The sequence below is a fragment of the Morganella sp. Je.2.23 genome, from assembly GCF_051129855.1.
Taxonomy (GTDB): Bacteria; Pseudomonadota; Gammaproteobacteria; order Enterobacterales; family Enterobacteriaceae; genus Morganella; species Morganella sibonii.
The window spans coordinates 1119785-1137473 of record NZ_JBCPSQ010000001.1 but is presented as its reverse complement, the minus strand read 5'-3'; the positions used below and the strand labels follow the sequence as shown (position 1 = coordinate 1137473).

The following is a 17689-nucleotide window of genomic DNA, read 5'->3' as shown; positions in this document are numbered from 1 at the left end:
ACATATTGATTTAACGTCGTTATCCCACTCTGTTTTCTTTGTGTCTGAATTGTCTTTTTGAGACAACGAAACTCTGCCCCGGCTCCGCTTTTCACTATAAAATCGCACCAGGTGGTTTCACATGTCTGCGATTCGATATAAACCCACACCTCTTATAGGGTCTTGATATGAATCAATAAGGTCAGACCATCCGCTTTTATGATGATCTGTAATTAAAGAGCGATGTGAGATCATTATGACAACTAAAACAACAGCAGGTGACTGCGGCGGGCTGCCTGTCAGCCGGCGCAGGTTTATGCAGGCGGGAGCGGCACTGGTTACTCTGCCGTTTATGACAGCCGGGGCCGGTGCAGCAGCAGATGACAGCCTGCCGCAGGTGTCATCAGGTGATACGGGGGCTGATGTTATCGCGACCTGCAGCACGTTTGACTGCGGCGGAAAATGCGATATCCGTGCCCATGTGAAAGAAGGGATCGTCACGCGGATCACCACACGGCCTGATACTGATTTGGATGAAGAGATGCCGGTGATGCGGGCGTGTGTCCGTGGCCGTGGTTACCGGAAATTTGTTTATCATGCCGATCGGCTGAAATACCCGATGAAGCGGATCGGTAAGCGGGGTGAGGGAAAGTTTGAGCGGATCAGCTGGGATGAAGCCACCACACTGATTGCGGACAATATCACCCGTCTGACACAAAAACACGGCGCAGCCAGCCGTTTTCTCACCGTCAACACTGCCGTTACCGGGGGAATTTTCTCCGGTGATACCATGCTGAAAAAACTGTTTAATCTGACCGGCGGGTATCTGCCGTACTATCATTCCGTCAGTCTCGGTAATACCGTTAAAGTCACCCCCTATACATACGGCGTTGCCAAAACCGGCAGTTCAATGGACACGCTGGCACATACGCCGCTGGTGATCCTGTGGGGACATAACCCGAATGAAACTATTTTCGGACACTCCAATCACTATTATCAGAAGATGAAACAGAACGGCACCAAATTTATTGTTGTCGACCCGCGCTATTCTGATACCGCACAGTCACTGGCTGATCAGTGGATTCCGTTGTTACCGACTACCGATAACGCGCTGATGGATGCCATGATGTATGTAATTATCACGGAAAATCTTCAGGATCAGGCGTTTATCGATAAATATGTTATCGGTTTCGATGAACACCATATGCCGGAAGGTGTGCCGCCGGGGGAATCGCTGGTGTTCTATCTGACCGGCAGGAAAGACGGCATTGAGAAAACACCGGAGTGGGCGGAAAAAATCACCCGTGTTCCGGCCAATACCATCCGTCAGCTGGCGCGTGAATATGCTATGACCAAACCGGCAGCGCTGATCCAGGGCTGGGGGCCGCAGCGTCATATCTGCGGCGAGCGCAGTGCACGCGGCTCCACATTGCTGGCGGCGATCACCGGTAATGTCGGAAAAGAGGGCGCGTGGGCAGCGGGTTACGGTGGTATCGGCAACCGTGTTTCTATGCACGGGCCGGATACCGGGGAAAACCCGGTCAAAGCACAGATTTCCATTATGAACTGGATGCAGGCCGTTGAGGATGCAGGCAAAGTACGGCCGGAAGACGGGCTTCTCGGTACGGATAAGCTCGATACCAACATCAAAATGATTTTCTCGCTGGCGGGTAACTATCTGGTAAACCAGAACCCGGATGTAAATGCAGCGGCAAAATTACTGGCTGATGAATCCAAAGCTGAATTTATCGTGGTCAGTGATTTGTATATGTCGCCGTCCGCGAAATATGCCGATTTACTGCTGCCGGAAACCAGCTTTATGGAGCGCTGGAATATCGGTGATACCTGGGGCACCGGCAGTTACTTTATTTTATCTGAAAAACTGATTGAACCGGCCTTTGAACGCCGTTCAGATTATGAATGGATCAGCGAAGTTGCTGAGAAAATGGGGGTTAAAGAGGCACTGACAGAAGGGCGCAGCGAGAAAGAATGGATTGCGTATCTGGTCGGGATGAATAAAGCCCGCTTCCCTGAGCGGCCGGATTTCCCGGATTTTGAGGAATTACAGAAAACCCGGCGTTATCTGTTTAAAGATAAACCGTTTATTGCCTTTGAGGATAATATCCGCGATCCGGACAATAACCCGTTCCCGACCCCATCCGGTAAAATCGAAATTTTCTCCAAACGGTTGTATGACATGCAAAATCCGGATATTCCGGCGCTTTCGCATTATGTCCCGGCTATTGAGGGGCCGCAGGATGCACTGACAGAAAAATATCCGCTCCAGATGCTGACCTGGAAAGGGCGTAACCGCGCCAACTCCACTCAGTTTGCTAATCCGTGGTTACAGGAAGTGCAGGGACAGGCGCTGTGGATTAACCCGGTTGACGCAGAAAAACGCGGTATTAACGCGGGAGATATGGTCAGGATCTATAACGATCGCGGTATTTCTCAGATACCGGCACTGATCACTCAGCGGATTATTCCCGGCGTGGTTGGTATGCAGGCCGGAGCCTGGTGGGACCCGGATGAAAACGGCGTTGACCACGGCGGATGCCCGAATGTGCTGACATCCGCGCGGATGACACCGCTGGCGCACGGGAACTCGCACCTTACTGTTCTGGTGGAGGTAAGCAAAGCATGAGTGATTTTAACGATTATCCGCCGGTCAGTGATGAGCAGCTCGGGTTTTTTATTGATTCTTCCCGCTGCTCCGGTTGTAAGGCCTGTCAGGTGGCGTGCAAAGATAAAAATAATCTGGAAGTCGGCCGTAAGTTCCGCCGGGTGTATGAAATTCAGGGCGGCGGATTTGCGCCGAATGGTCAGGGCGGCTATGAAAACAATGTATTTTCTTACACGCTGACTATTTCCTGTAACCACTGTACAGACCCGGTTTGTGTGAAAAACTGCCCGACCACCGCCATGCATAAGCGTCCCGGAGACGGTATTGTACGGGTCGATACCGGTAAGTGCGTCGGCTGCGGCTATTGTGCCTGGTCCTGTCCTTACGGCGCACCACAGATGAATAAAGAGGCGGGCCAGATGTCAAAATGTGATTTTTGCGTCGATCTGCTGGCAGAAGGGAAAAATCCGATCTGTGTCGATACCTGTCCGCTGAATGCCATAAAATTCGGTAAAATCCGCGAACTCCGCGAAAAATACGGCCATCTCAGTCAGGTTCAGGGACTACCGGATTTCACTGTCACCAACCCGAACCTGGTCATCAAACCGCACAAAGGCGCGCAGAACAAAGGGGAGGCAACATCATGAGTGAATGGCCGTTAGTGGCGTTTACCCTGCTGGTACAAAGCTCTGCGGGGATGGTGATTTTTATTGCTGTGTTTTTCTGTTACCTCGAAAAAGCACTTGGTAATCCACGTGCCGTCCGGGCAATGAAGCCGGTTCTGCTGATCGCCGCCATTCCCGGGTGCTTCGGGTTACTGGCATCAACGCTGCATATGGGGTATCCGTGGAATGCGTTTCACGCGCTGCGTCATATCAGCACCTCGTGGCTGAGCCGTGAAGTGGTGTTTGCCGCACTCTATCTGGGCGCACTGTGCCTGTACACGTTATATGTGCTGATTACAGGGCGGATGAACAGAACAATCACGGCGCTGATTGGTCTGCTGGGATTAATTGATATTTACTGTATGGCATCGCTGTATTACAACACCGCGATGATGACATGGATGCATATCAATACTTATATCCTGTTTTTCTGTTCTGTTTTTGCTGCCGGCGGGTCACTGGCGCTGGGGATGACGGCTGTACGGGTAAAATCCCTGATTGACGGAACAACCGCGGTCAGGATCACCGGTACGGCACTGGCGCTGATTTTTATTGCGGTAGCGGTAAAAATGGCGGCACAGCCATTCTTTACAGAATGGTTATCCGCAGCGGCACAAAACAGTGACGGTGTCACGTTTCCTCACTCACCGCTGGTGGCATACAGCAGTACATACATCCTGCGGATTATCGCCGGTGCACTGTCTGTCAGCGGTATTTTATTCACCGGACTGAGCCTGCTGCGGATGCGCAGTGCCGTTCTGAGTAGTGGTATGCCGCTGATCCTGCTGGGTTGTCTGCTGGTTTTCAGCGGTGAAGTTCTCAGCCGGTTTGCGTTTTTTATTGTCGGATAAGTGATACAGAAAAGGCCTTCGGATGAAGGCCTTAGTCAGTCGTGCTATCCGCTCACGGCTTTCCGGTGGTTGAGCGGCTATCACTTCCTGTAATGTTTTCATTATATGATTCAATATTCCGGTGTATTTAACTGACAGCCCGTAATTTACGGCACACCGGACAGGAAAAAAAGACCGGAACAGGTAACTGTGTCAATACCCCGTCTCCGCCTCAATATCCAGCACTGTACCATCTTGCTTTTCGGTAAAAAGATACCGGTATTCTTCAATGGCCACACGGTGAGTAACCGTAATTTCCAGTTTACCCGGTGACAACCAGTGATATCGGATCTCTGCATCCGCCGTCTGATAGGTCATGTCTTTTGCGGGCAGAGATTTTTTCAGATCATCCGGCTGATAAAAATCGTTCCGGTAACGGGAATAGACTCCGCGGATATTTTGTTTAATAAAGAAACAGCGGTATGTGTTCAGTCCGTCATAGACTTCGCCTTCATTAAGCTGGCGGCATGACGCATACAGATTATCTTGTGTCTTCTCCGCATAACCGGCGAAGGCGGGCAACAATAAAAATAGTGCAAAAACAGAGAACAGCCGGTGTTTTATCATGATATTTCTCTCCCTGAATAACCGGCTGATCGTAACACAGCTTTACCACTCCTTCACATCCCGGTCGGCTTTGTTGACTGAGGTCAGTGTTGCCAGGCGTGGTAATAATGCTTTTTTCAGATCATCGATAAAGGTATAAATCACCGGCACAAACAGCAGGCTGAGAATGGTGGAACTTATCAGCCCGCCGATAACGGCAATTGCCATCGGTGCGCGGAACCCGGCATCGGCACCGGAGGTCAGCACCAGCGGGATCATACCGGCTATCATGGCCAGAGTGGTCATAATTATCGGACGGACGCGCTCACGTCCCGCGTCTTTTATTGCCTGCTCACGGCTGAGTCCGGCACGCTCTTTTTCCAGAATAAACTCCACCAGCAGAATGGAGTTTTTGGTCACAATCCCCATCAGCATCAGAATGCCGATAATGACCGGCAGATCGATCATTGCACCATACAGCACAAGGGCGATGATCGCACCGCCGGCAGAAAACGGCAGGGCCGCAAGGATGGTGACCGGCTGGAGAAAATCTTTAAACAGAACAATCAGAATCGCCAGCACCAGCAGAACACTGAACAGCATGGTGGTACTGAAACGCATGAACATATCATTCATATATTCCATATCACCGTATTCCAGTTGTGACACTGTCACTGGCAGGTTCTGATATTCAGGCAGAGCCATTACGGCATCCAGTGCTTCACCCAATGATAAGCCGGTCAGATTAGCCTCAACCGACATTTTCCGGGCCCGGTTTATCCGGTCGATCTGTGCAGGGCCATCACTGAAATCAATGGTTGCCACGGACTTCAGCGGCACATTTCCCTGAGCCGTACTTCTGACCGGTAAATCATTCAGCACACGGATATCATTACGCTGGTATTCCGGTAAAACCACCTGCAACGCGAGTTGCCTGTCCGGAAGATTGAATTTCGCACTGCGGGAACCTGATTCCCCCATTGTGGCTATCCGCAGCGTATCAGCGATTTCGCTGACATTCACACCGGTTCGCCCCGGGCCGTCAGGCCGCGGAGTGACGATCAGCTCTTTGCGCAGCAAGGGTTTTATCACCTGTACATTACTGAACCCGGGCAGGCGGGCAATACCATTACGCAACTGCTGCATGGCACTCTCCAGCGCTGCCGGATCGGTGCCGGTAAAGACCAGAGAAAACTCTTTACCGCCGTTACTGTTACTGAAGTTATAGCGGGCATCCGGCATTTCACTGAACAACGGAGCAATTGCACGCTCAAATTCTTTCTGTGACAGCTCACGATCACCGGGATCAACCAGTGTCAGAATAATCTCGCCCTTGTGTTGTGCGATACCGTCCGCATCGTCCGCCACACCGGCAATGGTATAGACAGATTTGATCTCCGGCCGGTCTTTCAGGGAGGTGGTCAGTGCCTGCAGGCGTTGTTGTGTCTGTTCAGCCGGTGTGCCGGGCGGTAATTCCACCTCAATCTGTGTCACACTGATATCGCCCTCCGGCATAAAACCGACAGGCAGCAAGGTGACGGATGCCACTGAGCCTGTCAGGAAGATGACTGCCAGTGCCAGCGCGGTTTTCCGGTGTTTCAGGGTCGCTGATAATAATCCGGTGTATTTTTCTATCCAGCGGGGCACGACCGGCTCTGCATGTGATTTTTTGGCCGGCAGCAGGACATATGCGGCCATCAGCGGGGTGATAAGACGTGCTACCAGCAGAGAAGACAGTACCGCTGCAGACACAGTCACGCCGAACGGTACAAAATATTTACCGACAAACCCGCCGATAAAACTGACCGGCAGGAAAACAGCCACAATGGTCAGCGTAATCGCAACAATCGCGAAGCCGATGGCATCTGATGCTTTAAGCGCCGCAAGATACGGGCGTTCGCCGCGCTCGATGTATTTCTGGATATTTTCGATTTCCACAATCGCATCATCCACCAGAATGCCGATTACCAGTGTCAGCGCAAGCAGGGTGATGCTGTTGAGGCTGTAATCAAACAATGCCAGCACAAAAAATGCCGGTAATATGGATAACGGCAGCGCGACAGCCGCAACCAGTGTTGCCCGCCAGCTTTTCAGAAAGAAAAAGACAATCACGATGGTCAGGAACGCGCCCTCCAGCAACGTCTTAATCGTCAGCTGATAACTGGTTTCGGTATAGGTCACGGTGGATGAGATCAGTTCAATGGTCAGTTCAGGATGTTTTGCGGCGATCTCCGTCAGAGCCGCATCCACCTGTTCCGCGACGGCAACATCACTGGCACCTTTGGCACGGAATACAGCAAACCCGGCCACATCCCGGCCGTTAAGCTGCGAAATGCTGCGGGTGGTTTTTTGTCCGTTATAAATCTCTGCAATATCACCCAGCTTTATCCATTGTTCATTATCTGCAGGTAACTGAATGTTTTTAATATCATCAACAGATGCTTTTTCACCCAGAACGCGGATGGTATGGGCAAGGGCGTTGTATTGTGATGAGCCGCCGGCCGCGTTCTGATGCACACCGCGCAGCCATTCATTCACGGTGGTCACTGACAGATTCAGGGCAGAGAGTTTGTCTGCATCCGGTTCGATACGGATCACCCGGTCCGCGCCGCCCTGGCGGCTGACTTTCTGAACCCCGGGTAACATAATCAGCTGTTTACTGATGGTGTCATCGATAAACCAGGAGAGATCCGCCGCCGGAACGGTATCGGATGACACGGCATAACGCAGTATGGCTCCGCCCTCGACATCTATCCGGTTAATCAGCGGTTCATCAATACTTTGCGGTAATTCTCCGCGGATTTGCGAGATCTGCTCACGGACATCATTGGTGGCAATATACGGATCAACATCCAGATTAAATTCTACCGTGGTGGATGAAATTCCCTCAGTCACGGAAGAAGAAATATGACGGATACCGGGGATCCCGGAAACGGCCCGTTCGACCTGTTTGGTCACGGCATTTTCCAGTTCAGATGGTGAAGAGCCATCCTGAGTGACTGTCACTGTCACAACCGGGAAGTTAATCACCGGATTGGCTGTTACCGGCAACTGTGCAAAGGAAAACAGCCCGGCCACGGTCAGCGCCAGAAAAATAACAATAACCGGGATCGGGCGGGTGATCGCCCAGGAAGAGAGTTGTAATTTCATTTTGCAGCCTTCACCGGTGTAACGGTATCATTATCTGTCAGAAATGCCTGCGCATTAACCACCACATCCGCATCCGGCGGAAGCTGGCTGAGAATAGCAATCTGTCCGTTATTAATGGCGCCGGTCTGCACCGGCAACTGCATCACTTTATTTTTTTTCACGATAAACACCGAGCGCTCACCGGTTGTGCCGGTGCGCACCGCACTGTAAGGAAGACTTTGGTATTCACGGGATGCGGCGGTGTATGTCAGCACACCGGTTTGTCCCTGACGCAGAGCAGTGAGTGATTCTCCGTCCGCAACCGTAACGCGCACACGGCCGGATTGTGTTAATGAGGAAAGTACCGGTGAAATAAACCGGACAGTGCCGCTCAGTTGCCGGTTATTCGCCGTTTTCAGTGTGACAGGTACGGTTTCCTGCATTTGCGCCAGTTCATCGGCACCTGCCGTGGCCTCAAATTCTATCTCTCCGTTTTCGATCATCTTAAACAGCAGGCTGTTATCAGACAGCATGCCCTGTACCGCATGGCGTTCACTGATGATACCGGCCGCCGGCGCATAGATTTTTGATTTATCTTCCTGACTTTTTTCCCGTGCCAGTTGCGCTTGTAACTGACGCAGCTCAGCCTGTCCGGCATCAACCTGTGCCCGCAGTGCTTTGGTATCTGATTTGGCTTTCTCAAATTCGCTGGCAGAAATCACACCACTGTGTGCCAGTTTGGTCATCCGGCTCAGATCGCGCTGAGATTGCTCCGCCAGCACGCTTTGCTGCCGGATGTAAGCTGCTGCTTTTTCTGTTTCCGCCTGTAGCTGGCGGACAGATGCACTTTGTAATGGTGATTCCAGCGTTGCCAGCAGTTGATTTTTCTCCACCCGCTGGCCTTCCTCCGCAAATACAGCCGTCACCGCCTGTTGTTGCAGCGGTGAGCCGATGGCGATTTCATTTTTAGCCACAAACCGCCCCGGCAGTGTGATCACCGGGGCAGAGCGTATCAGTTGCGGATGAGTCACACTGATCCGTATTTCATCAGCCCGGCAGGCAAGCGATACAGAAGAGAGCAAGAGTGTGGTGACTATCAGAATACAGTTTTTCATCGTGGTACAATTTCCGTCCCGGAGAGTTGCCCGATAAAATAAACTAAATAGTCTGACTTTCCTTAAACCCGCGTTAAGCCGTTATTTTTCGTTAAGCTGAATTAAGCCTGGTGCTATCCATGCGGTGCGTCCGCCGACCGTGGCACTGCGGTGCAGTGCAGTGTGGCTGAGACAAAATGCACTGATACCGGCAAATTCCTGTGAATACCAGGCACCGCCGCGCATCAGTGCCCGCTCTCCGTAATTACGCAGATAGATTTGATCACTTCGCGGCCTTTCTTCGTAAGGGGCGAGCCCGTTCAGTTGCAACAGATGCGGTACGGGCAGATTATCCGTAGTTTCCATGCTGAAAAACGGACCGTCGAGCAATCCCGGCGGGTAGCTGTTATCTCCGGGATCGCCGTTATAACAGGTAATATTGCCGGACAGCAGTGGTGTGCCGCCGTTACCGGTCAGACAGGCGGACGGCGAATCATATTTTGCTGTTCCGTGCATCCCCGGCTCACAATATTGTCCGCTCTGCATATTTACAGCCTGCCATAACAGCGGCGCATCTGCCGGTAATACGCTGATATCATTATCCCGCACAAGCTGAATTTCGCCTGCCATCAGGCGGATGCCGGTCTGCCATTCCCACAGGTTTCCGCAAAGATCGCTGATCCCGGTCAGTTGCTGATTATGATACCAGTCCGGATGAGGAGAACCGGTCAGTGTATTAGCTTCTCCGCTGAGATCACCGGCGGGTTTACCGTCAATCCGTACCGCACGTTGTTCCGGGTGACGCAGACTGCGGCCATAATCGGTATTACCGTCCGGAATAACATTCTGCTGATCAATACAATGCATCAGTGCTGCCCATTCCGCATTACTGCTGAGATGAAATCCCGGCCCGGTTTGCTGTGCCAGACGGCGGAATTCCGGCAGATTGAGATGGCAGGCCGGTGCTTTTCCGGGCTGACTGATAAGCTCGCCGTCATGCAGGCTGCCCGGGTAGCAGGCGTAGAAAAAGGCATCAATTATCTGTCCGTTCACACAAAATGCCGGATGCGGAGCCGAAAGGTCATCGCGGTAAATCTGATACATAAAATTCGGCTGGCCTTTGGCGGAATAAATGACTGTCCGCCGCCCCTGACTCTCTTTCTCTGTTTTGACCCGCAGTGCATCGGGTGAAAAAATCATTGTCATCAATATTATCCTTATCGTTATGATTCAGGGTGCAGTGATACCCAGTAACCCGGCTGCCACGGCACCGGCAGAAACTGCCGGTAAAAGGCGCGGAATACCGCATCAGCATCAATGTCCGCAAACAATACCGGATGCAGCCAGGTTGCGAATTTCAGTACTGCAATAAAGCCGAAAGGGCTGTCGTAGAAAGCGTGCCAGATGGCATAACATTCCCGCTGTTGTACTGCGTCCAGGGTTTTGAAAGCAGGGCGCTGCATCAGGATCGCAAGCTGTTTTTCCGCCACAGCAAGATCAGCCCCGGGGCCAAGTCCCACCCAGTCACCGCCGGGGTTATAGCTCTGCCATTGTCCGCCGGTGACAATCACCTTTTCCGGCCGGGTGTGAATGATGGTTTCCTGGTTGATCGTCCCGTAGGTACCGTGAATATATTCAGCACCAATATTTTTCCCGCCTGCGCAGGTCAGAAATTCAGCCAGATTGCCGTTGCCGTAGGCATAACAGCATTCCGTGCTGAATCCGGCCGCACGCTCCAGTAAAACCGGTACCGGCCGGTAAGGTGCTGCGGCCAGACGGGAGGTTACGACGGAAAGGTGTGAGTGAATAAAGGCGATTATCTCTGCGGCTCTGTCCGGCACGCCAAGGATCCCGCCCATAATGGCGATACTGCGTGGTGTGTTTTTCAGCGGGCTGATGCTCATATCCAGCACAGCAATCTGTATACCGGCACGTTCCAGGAGTGCCGTGATCCCGCCTGTTTCCATTGCGGAAAATGTGCCGGTAGTGACAAAAATAATGTCAGGATGCAGATCAACAATGGTTTCACTGTTTGCCTGTGCCCCGGCCAGAGGAGAAAGATGCGGCAGGGCAGCAAGTGCCGGAAATGCCCGGCAGTATTGCTGGTAACTCAGTTCGTCCGCATGGCGGAATGCAGCTGGAATGGCCGCCAATTTTTCCGTCAGTTGTTTTCCTGCCAGTGAGGCATAAAGAAACATCAGAGAGGCATCCGCCACATAGATCCGCTGCGGTACAACAGAGCAGTCGATCAGGCGGCCGCGGATATCGGTAATAACCTGTTGTTCTGTTTTTCCCGGCGCGGCGGATAATCCGCCCGGCAGTGCCGCCAGGGCAGAAAATACCAGGCCGTGTTTCAGCAGACATCGTTTCAGCTGATCCATAGTATCTCCGGCCTCAGAAGAAATAATTGAGAGTGGCAACAACCGTGCGGTCATTACCGATACTGCAATAGGTTGAACTGGTGCAGCCCGCCACATAAGACGTATTGGTGATATTGCTGATGGTCACACCCAGCTCCATTCCGCTCAGTTGCGGTGTCAGCGCATCCATCTGGTAGCGCAGGCTGAGATCGCCCAGCCAGACGGCCGGTACGGTAAAGCTGTTGGTGTTATCCCCCTGAGTCGCACCGAGATAGCGGACACCTGCACCGATCAGCGCGCCGTCAAGATAACGGCCGTGAAAACGGTAATCCGCCCAGAGTGAACCGCTGTGACGCGGGACCTGTACAGGGCGTTTGTTCAGCACAGAGCTGTCATCCGATTCGGTGATCACATTATCGGTAAAGGCATAACCGAGCATAACATTAAGTGACGGTGTCACAGCCATGCGGCTTTCGAATTCAAGACCGCGTGAGCGGACTTTGCCGGTCTGATTATAGTAATCCGGGTTTTTCGGGTTATGAGTGGTGACATTTTTTTGGGTCAGCTCATACACCGCGAGACTTGCCATGATATTGCCGTTATCACTGAGGTATTTTATCCCGGCTTCTGTCTGGTCAGATTCTGTCGGCACAAATGCATTGCCGTCCGCATCGGTTCCCAATACCGGGTCAAAGCTGTCGGAGATGCTTATCCAGGGAGAGAAACCACTGTCGAAAGTGTAAGTCAGCCCCGCGCGGTGACTGTAAGCCGAGGTATCACTTTTTTCTGTTGTCCCGCTGAGGCGATTCGTGGTTTTCAGTGAGGAATCATCATAACGGCCGCTTAAAATCAGGCTCCATTGCTGCCAGCGCAGGTGATCCTGCACATAAACGCCGTAGCGCCGGTAAGTTTGTCCGGTGGACGTGGATGATGTCATCTGCGGCGTAAACTGCGGGCGGTAGTCAGCACTGTAAGGATCAAATGTCACCGTTTGAGAGCCTGACCAGTCTTTGTCGAGTTTTCCGGTCTGAAGATCAAAACCGGTCAGAATTTCATGAGATACAGGGCCGGTGACGGCTTTGTAAATCAGCTGATTATCCGCCGCCAGGGTCCGGGCGCGGGACGGGGAATCCTGATACACCGCCGTCAGCAGGCGGTTATCCTGCACAAATCCGCGGGTAAAATCACGGCGGACACGGGATTTCACATCGGCATAACGGAGATTCTGTTTCAGCGTCAGCGAATCTGAAACCTGCCAGTTAACCAGTGACGTGACGGATTGCTGTGTGCGCCCCGATTTTTCATGATCCGGATTACTGTAGTTGCGGTGTCTGTCCAAAGAGCCATACGAATTAGGCTGCAAACCGAGTGCGGCGGCAGGAAGGGTGTTGTAGTAACCGGTATAAGGATCATGCTGATAGACACCGGCCACTGTCCAGTTCAGGTTATTCAGAGGACGCCAGGTGACTGAGGGGGCTATCAGATAGCGGGACTGTTTTGTATTTTCAATCTGTGAACCGGAAGAGGCCGCTGAACCGGTCATCCGGTAAAGCCAGGTTTCTTCCTCATTCAGTGCACCGGTGCTGTCAAACCGCAGTGCATTGTTATCATAATTGCCGCTCTGAAACTGAATCTGATGAGATTCCTCCGCCTGCGGCAACCGGGATTGCATATTGATCACGCCACCGGCACCGCCCTGACCATACAACGCAGATGAGGGGCCGTGAACGGCCTCAACACTTTCGAGCAGCCAGGAATCCACCTGCGCGCCCCAGATCCCGCTGTTACCCGCAACCCGCAGGCCGTCGAGATAATAATCCGCATCAAAGCCGCGCATTTTGGAAAAATCAATGCTGTTACCGAAACCCCCGAATTTTTCACTGGTCACCCCGGCGCTGTAGCGCAGTGCTTTACTGAGGGATTCACCCGGCAGGGTATTAAGCTGATCACGGCGGATCACTGATACAAACTGTGGCGTTTCAGCCAGTGAGGCAGAGCCTTTTGTGGCCGCAGACTGACGGAGAGCACCATAACCGCGCGGTTCATAATGTTCATCATCCGCCGCCGTGACATAGACAACGTCTTCCGCTTCAGCATAAACAACCGGAACAGACAGAAATGAGACAGAGAAAACAGACGTAATAACAGATTGAATAACAACAGGGTAAGAACTCAGTAATCGGCGCATAGAGATTTTCTCAGTTGATCGGAACAGCTGAAGCATATACATCGACCGACCCTCAGTCAATAATGATGGTAATTATTTTCATTTGCATTTAAAAATTCAGGATGGAAGCGGCGGGAAATTTCGCTATAGTGGGGCGGATTCCATCACCCAACGGATCGGGAAATGACAAACAATACATTGAATAACACCGGGCAGCCGGCACAAAGCGGTATCAAAATCTATCTGAGGAACGGACTGTATTTCGTGCTGTTTTTAATCGCCGTACAGTTTCTGACTACCCTGACAGGAGGCGGCTTAACCGCGCTGGGCATTGAACCGCGTACCGTCAACGGGCTGTTCGGTATTTTCTTCGCACCCTTTATTCACAGCAGCTGGGGGCATTTGTTCAGCAATCTGCCGCCGCTGGTTATCCTCAGTGTGTTACTGATGATCCCGTCGGTGAAACATTATATTAAGGCATCTCTGTTTATTATTATCGTCGGCGGGTTGCTGGTCTGGTTATTCGGCCGGACGGCGGTGCATGTGGGTGCGAGCGGCTGGATCTTCGGGTTGTGGGCGCTGCTGATTTATCAGGGAATTTTCCGCCGTAAACCGCTGGATATTATTATCGGCATTGTGGTGCTGATTTATTACGGGGGAATGATCAGCGGACTGTTTCCGGGACAGCAGTTTGTCTCTGTTGAATCCCATCTGAGCGGCGCGGTGGCAGGTATTTTATTCGGCTGGCTGCAATACCGTAAACGGAAACAGACAGCCGCAAGGACATAAATGCGGAGAAACTCCGCATTTATTCACGGGTCATCAGCCGCGCAGGCGGGATGTTAATCCTTTCAGGAAATAACGCAGCAGCTGATCACCGCAGTCGCGGTAATTTTTATGATCCGGATTACGGAACAGGGCGCTGATTTCCGGTTTTGAGACCCGGAAGTCGGCACGCCGGAAAATATCTTCCATATCCGTATCCTTCAGTTCAAATGCGACGCGCATTTTTTTCAGGATAATATTATTGGTCAGGCGGGCATCCACCGCCGGTGCCGGGCGGCTTTCATCTTTGCCGCGGCGGAAAATAATCAGTCCGTTAAGAAAATGGCCGGTCACGTTATCATCACAAATCTGATAATCCGCATCGTCTTCTTTTTTCAGCCAGTCGCTCATCTGCGCTTTGGTGACAGTTAATCCGGCAAATCCGGTGATTTCGGCCATTTTTGCATCACTCAGATCCAGCATATAGCGGACACTGCGCAGAACATAGTTATTCAGCATAAACAGGGGGTATCCATGGAGGGAATTATAAACCCTGCAATACTAGTGATTATCCGCCCGCATTTCAATGAAATCCGCTGGTTGGTAGTGGATTAATGCCGGTGATATAGTAGATCTTTCCGTTCAGCTATGAGGTTACTATGTCACTGTCCCGCACGTTTACCGCCACACTGCTTGCTGCTGCCTGTTCTGCTTATGCCGCCGGCCCGGCCGATTTAATGATAACGGACGGCACTGTGCTGACCATGAATCCGGATAATACGGTTTATGAGCACGGCACCGTGGTGGTCAGTGACGGCAAAATTGTGGCTGTCGGCGGACCGGAACTGACAACGAAGTATCAGGCAAAAAAAGTGCTGGATGTGAACGGCGATATCGTCATGCCGGGGCTGATAAATACCCATACTCACGGTTCCATGACGGTTTTCCGTTCCCTCGGGGATGATGTGCCGGATCGCCTGCACCGCTATATTTTCCCGCTGGAAAACAAGCTGGTGTCCCGTGAGATGGTACGCACCGGTGCCAATCTTGCCAATATCGAAATGATTAAAGGCGGTGTGACTACCTACGCCGATATGTATTATTTCGAGGATGAAGTGGCCAAAACCGTGGATAAAGCGGGTTTACGCGCCGTACTGGGTGAAACAATTATTAATTTCCCTGTCGCGGATGCACAGACACCGGAAGAAGGGATTGCCTATGCCGTGCGCTTTATCAAAGAATATAAAGATCATCCGCGTATCACGCCGGCGTTTGCCCCGCATGCCCCGTATACCAACACCACTGAAAACTTACAGAAAATCGCAGCGCTGTCTGAAGAGCTGAATGTGCCGGTGATGATCCATCTGGCGGAAACTGATCGCGAAAAAGAAGAGATCGCCAAACGCACCGGCGGGAAAAGCCCGGTGCAGTATATGGCAGATATCGGCGTGCTGAATAAGCGCCTGCTGGCAGCGCATGTCATTATGGCGGATGATAATGACCTGAATCTGCTGAAAAAATATGATGTCGGGGTGGCTCACAATATCAGTGCAAATACCAAATCGGCCAAAGGCGTGGCACCGGTCACGCAGATGCTGGAAAAAGGTATCCGTACCGGTCTCGGCACTGACGGACCGATGTCCTCTAATACACTGACGACCATGAATGAACTCAACCTGGTCGGTAAAATTCATAAACTGGAAACGCAAAACCGGGCAGCCATGCCGCCGCTGACCGTGGTTGAAATGGCGACCATGGGATCAGCCCGCGCGCTGCATATGGACGATAAAGTCGGATCACTGGAAACCGGAAAACTGGCGGATATCATCGTGGTCGATACCAAAGCCCCGAATATGGTACCGGTATACAGCCCGTATGCCGCCCTGGTTTACGGCGCAAACGGTGCCAATGTCCGCCATACCATTGTGGATGGCGTGATCCTGATGGAAGACCGGCAGTTACTGACCGTCGATGAAAATGAAATTATTCAGGATGCACAGCGTTTTGCGGAAAAAGTCCGTGAAACTGTGCGCGCTTCAGGGGAAGAGGTGAAATGACAAAAAAACTTAAATGTGCGCTGATTTATGATTTTGACGGCACTCTGGCGGAAGGTGATTGTCCGGAGCACGGTCTGATGCCCGCGCTGGGTATCAGTGATACTCAGGCATTCTGGCGGGAAGTGAAGCGGTTTGCCAAAGCGGATGACGGCGACGAAATTCTGTCCTATATGGGGTTACTGGCTGCGAAAGCCAATATCCGGCAGTCATCTGAATTGAGTGTTGAGAATCTGAAGAAACACGGAAAAACCATTCCGCTGTTTCCCGGCGTCACCGAATGGTTTAACCGTATCAATGCCTGGGCGCATGAACAGGGACTTGACCCGGAACACTACATTTTATCCAGCGGACTGGACGGTATGATCCGCGGCACCGCTATCGGCCATGAATTCCGGGATATTTTTGCCTGTAAATATCACTATTCCGCTGACGGAAAAACCGCGCTATGGCCGGCGCAGGCCATCAATTACACCACCAAAACCCAGTTTTTATTCCGGATAAACAAAGGAATACATAACTCCTGGGATAATGTTGCGGTGAATCAGTTTATCGAGCAGGAAGAGCGGGAAGTACAGTTCCGCCATATGATCTATTTCGGTGACGGTGATACCGATATTCCGGCCATGAAGATGGTGCGTTACCAGGGCGGTTTCTCGCTGGCGGTGTTTGACCAGAAGAAATGGGGCAATCCTGAGACACAACAGAAAGTCGGCAAGCTGATTGCGGAAGAGCGGGCAAACTATGTGGTACCCGCAAACTACGGGGAAGGCAGTCAGCTGGATGTGACCGTAAAAGGGCTGTTACAGCTGTTCCGCCGTAAGCGCTGAGCACAACGTCTGCGGCCCGGTAAATCCGGCGCCGCAGGCAGTCAGCTTATTTAACCAGTTTCAGGCCGATAACCCCGGTCACTGTCAGAGTGATAAAAAACAGCCGCTGCAGAGAAAACGGCTCTTTAAACCAGAGCACACCGGTCACACACAAACCAATAGCCCCGATGGCTGTCCAGAGAATATAGGTCGTACCAAGCGGCAGCGTTTTCAGTGCCTGTGCCAGCAGGAAAATACTGATCAGGGCAGAGGCAACCGCCAGCACGCTGGCCGTCAGTTTTGTCCAGCCATCATTCAGCTTCAGCGAAATGCCCATCACAATCTCAAACAGTGATGCGGCAAGCAGATACACCCACGCCATTACTGATTTCCTGCCGGAGCAACGAACGTGACACTGTCACGTATCATATTCACATTAATCGCTTCTTTCACCGCCGGACGGGCAGATAACACCGTCAGCCACGCCATCACGGCAGGGAAAGCAGACAGATCCAAATCCAGCTCATGCCAGGTACGTAACCAGGAAAATGCCGCCATATCGGCGATAGTGTAAGTATCACCGGCCAGATAAGGCGATATCTGCAATT

15 protein-coding genes are annotated in these 17689 nt (G+C 52.0%); 6 read left to right on the top strand and 9 right to left on the bottom strand.

Annotated features, from left to right (window positions below):
- Window positions 1–235 precede the first annotated feature (235 nt).
- The 3 genes from AAZR23_RS05475 to AAZR23_RS05465 are packed head-to-tail and all read left to right on the top strand — an operon-like array spanning window position 236 to window position 4118.
- Window positions 236–2623, top strand: a complete 2388-nt coding sequence (locus tag AAZR23_RS05475; protein ID WP_434691118.1) for a DMSO/selenate family reductase complex A subunit — start codon at window positions 236–238, stop codon at window positions 2621–2623.
- Window positions 2620–3249 (top strand): DMSO/selenate family reductase complex B subunit, encoded by a 630-nt coding sequence (locus tag AAZR23_RS05470; protein WP_371004615.1) that lies wholly within the window; start codon window positions 2620–2622, stop codon window positions 3247–3249. Before AAZR23_RS05475 ends, AAZR23_RS05470 begins: the two co-directional genes overlap by 4 nt.
- On the top strand, window positions 3246–4118 hold the full coding sequence (locus tag AAZR23_RS05465) for a dimethyl sulfoxide reductase anchor subunit family protein (protein ID WP_434691116.1): 873 nt from the start codon (window positions 3246–3248) through the stop codon (window positions 4116–4118). Before AAZR23_RS05470 ends, AAZR23_RS05465 begins: the two co-directional genes overlap by 4 nt.
- A gap of 192 nt (window positions 4119–4310) precedes the next feature.
- On the opposite strand, the gene AAZR23_RS05460 is transcribed toward AAZR23_RS05465, so the two are convergent.
- The 6 genes from AAZR23_RS05460 to AAZR23_RS05435 all read right to left on the bottom strand — a co-directional run bounded on the left by AAZR23_RS05460 (window position 4311) and on the right by AAZR23_RS05435 (window position 13474).
- The gene (locus AAZR23_RS05460) at window positions 4311–4724 is read right to left on the bottom strand and encodes a hypothetical protein (protein WP_218426069.1); all 414 of its coding nucleotides are present in this window, start codon (window positions 4722–4724) and stop codon (window positions 4311–4313) included.
- Between the two features lie 42 nt (window positions 4725–4766).
- Window positions 4767–7853 (bottom strand): efflux RND transporter permease subunit, encoded by a 3087-nt coding sequence (locus AAZR23_RS05455; protein WP_434691113.1) that lies wholly within the window; start codon window positions 7851–7853, stop codon window positions 4767–4769.
- Window positions 7850–8947, bottom strand: a complete 1098-nt coding sequence (locus tag AAZR23_RS05450; RefSeq protein ID WP_434691110.1) for an efflux RND transporter periplasmic adaptor subunit — start codon at window positions 8945–8947, stop codon at window positions 7850–7852. The genes AAZR23_RS05455 and AAZR23_RS05450 overlap by 4 nt, the downstream gene beginning before the upstream one ends.
- Window positions 8948–9028: 81 nt before the next feature.
- The gene (locus tag AAZR23_RS05445; protein WP_434691107.1) at window positions 9029–10132 is read right to left on the bottom strand and encodes a hypothetical protein; all 1104 of its coding nucleotides are present in this window, start codon (window positions 10130–10132) and stop codon (window positions 9029–9031) included.
- A 17-nt stretch (window positions 10133–10149) separates the two neighbouring features.
- Entirely contained in the window at window positions 10150–11307 is a 1158-nt protein-coding gene (locus AAZR23_RS05440) for an ABC transporter substrate-binding protein (RefSeq protein WP_434691104.1), read from the bottom strand.
- Window positions 11308–11320: 13 nt separating this feature from the next.
- Window positions 11321–13474, bottom strand: coding sequence for a TonB-dependent siderophore receptor (locus tag AAZR23_RS05435; RefSeq protein WP_434691101.1), 2154 nt, complete (start codon window positions 13472–13474; stop codon window positions 11321–11323).
- A gap of 162 nt (window positions 13475–13636) precedes the next feature.
- On the opposite strand from AAZR23_RS05435, the gene AAZR23_RS05430 reads away from it, so the two are divergent.
- On the top strand, window positions 13637–14242 hold the full coding sequence (locus AAZR23_RS05430; protein WP_434691098.1) for a rhomboid family intramembrane serine protease: 606 nt from the start codon (window positions 13637–13639) through the stop codon (window positions 14240–14242).
- 33 nt (window positions 14243–14275) lie between these two features.
- Here the strand turns inward: AAZR23_RS05430 and AAZR23_RS05425 are convergent, their stop codons facing one another.
- Window positions 14276–14737 (bottom strand): DUF1456 family protein, encoded by a 462-nt coding sequence (locus tag AAZR23_RS05425; RefSeq protein WP_434691095.1) that lies wholly within the window; start codon window positions 14735–14737, stop codon window positions 14276–14278.
- Between the two features lie 140 nt (window positions 14738–14877).
- Between AAZR23_RS05425 and AAZR23_RS05420 the strand changes: the two genes are divergently transcribed.
- Window positions 14878–16275, top strand: a complete 1398-nt coding sequence (locus AAZR23_RS05420) for an amidohydrolase (protein ID WP_434691092.1) — start codon at window positions 14878–14880, stop codon at window positions 16273–16275.
- Complete coding sequence (locus AAZR23_RS05415) at window positions 16272–17102, top strand: haloacid dehalogenase-like hydrolase (RefSeq protein WP_434691089.1); 831 nt, start codon at window positions 16272–16274, stop codon at window positions 17100–17102. The genes AAZR23_RS05420 and AAZR23_RS05415 overlap by 4 nt, the downstream gene beginning before the upstream one ends.
- A 46-nt stretch (window positions 17103–17148) precedes the next feature.
- On the opposite strand, the gene AAZR23_RS05410 is transcribed toward AAZR23_RS05415, so the two are convergent.
- Window positions 17149–17463, bottom strand: a complete 315-nt coding sequence (locus AAZR23_RS05410) for a DMT family transporter (protein WP_107679140.1) — start codon at window positions 17461–17463, stop codon at window positions 17149–17151.
- A complete protein-coding gene (locus tag AAZR23_RS05405; RefSeq protein WP_434691086.1) occupies window positions 17463–17687 on the bottom strand; it encodes a glutathione binding-like protein in 225 nt (74 codons plus the stop codon). Before AAZR23_RS05405 ends, AAZR23_RS05410 begins: the two co-directional genes overlap by 1 nt.
- Window positions 17688–17689 lie beyond the last annotated feature (2 nt).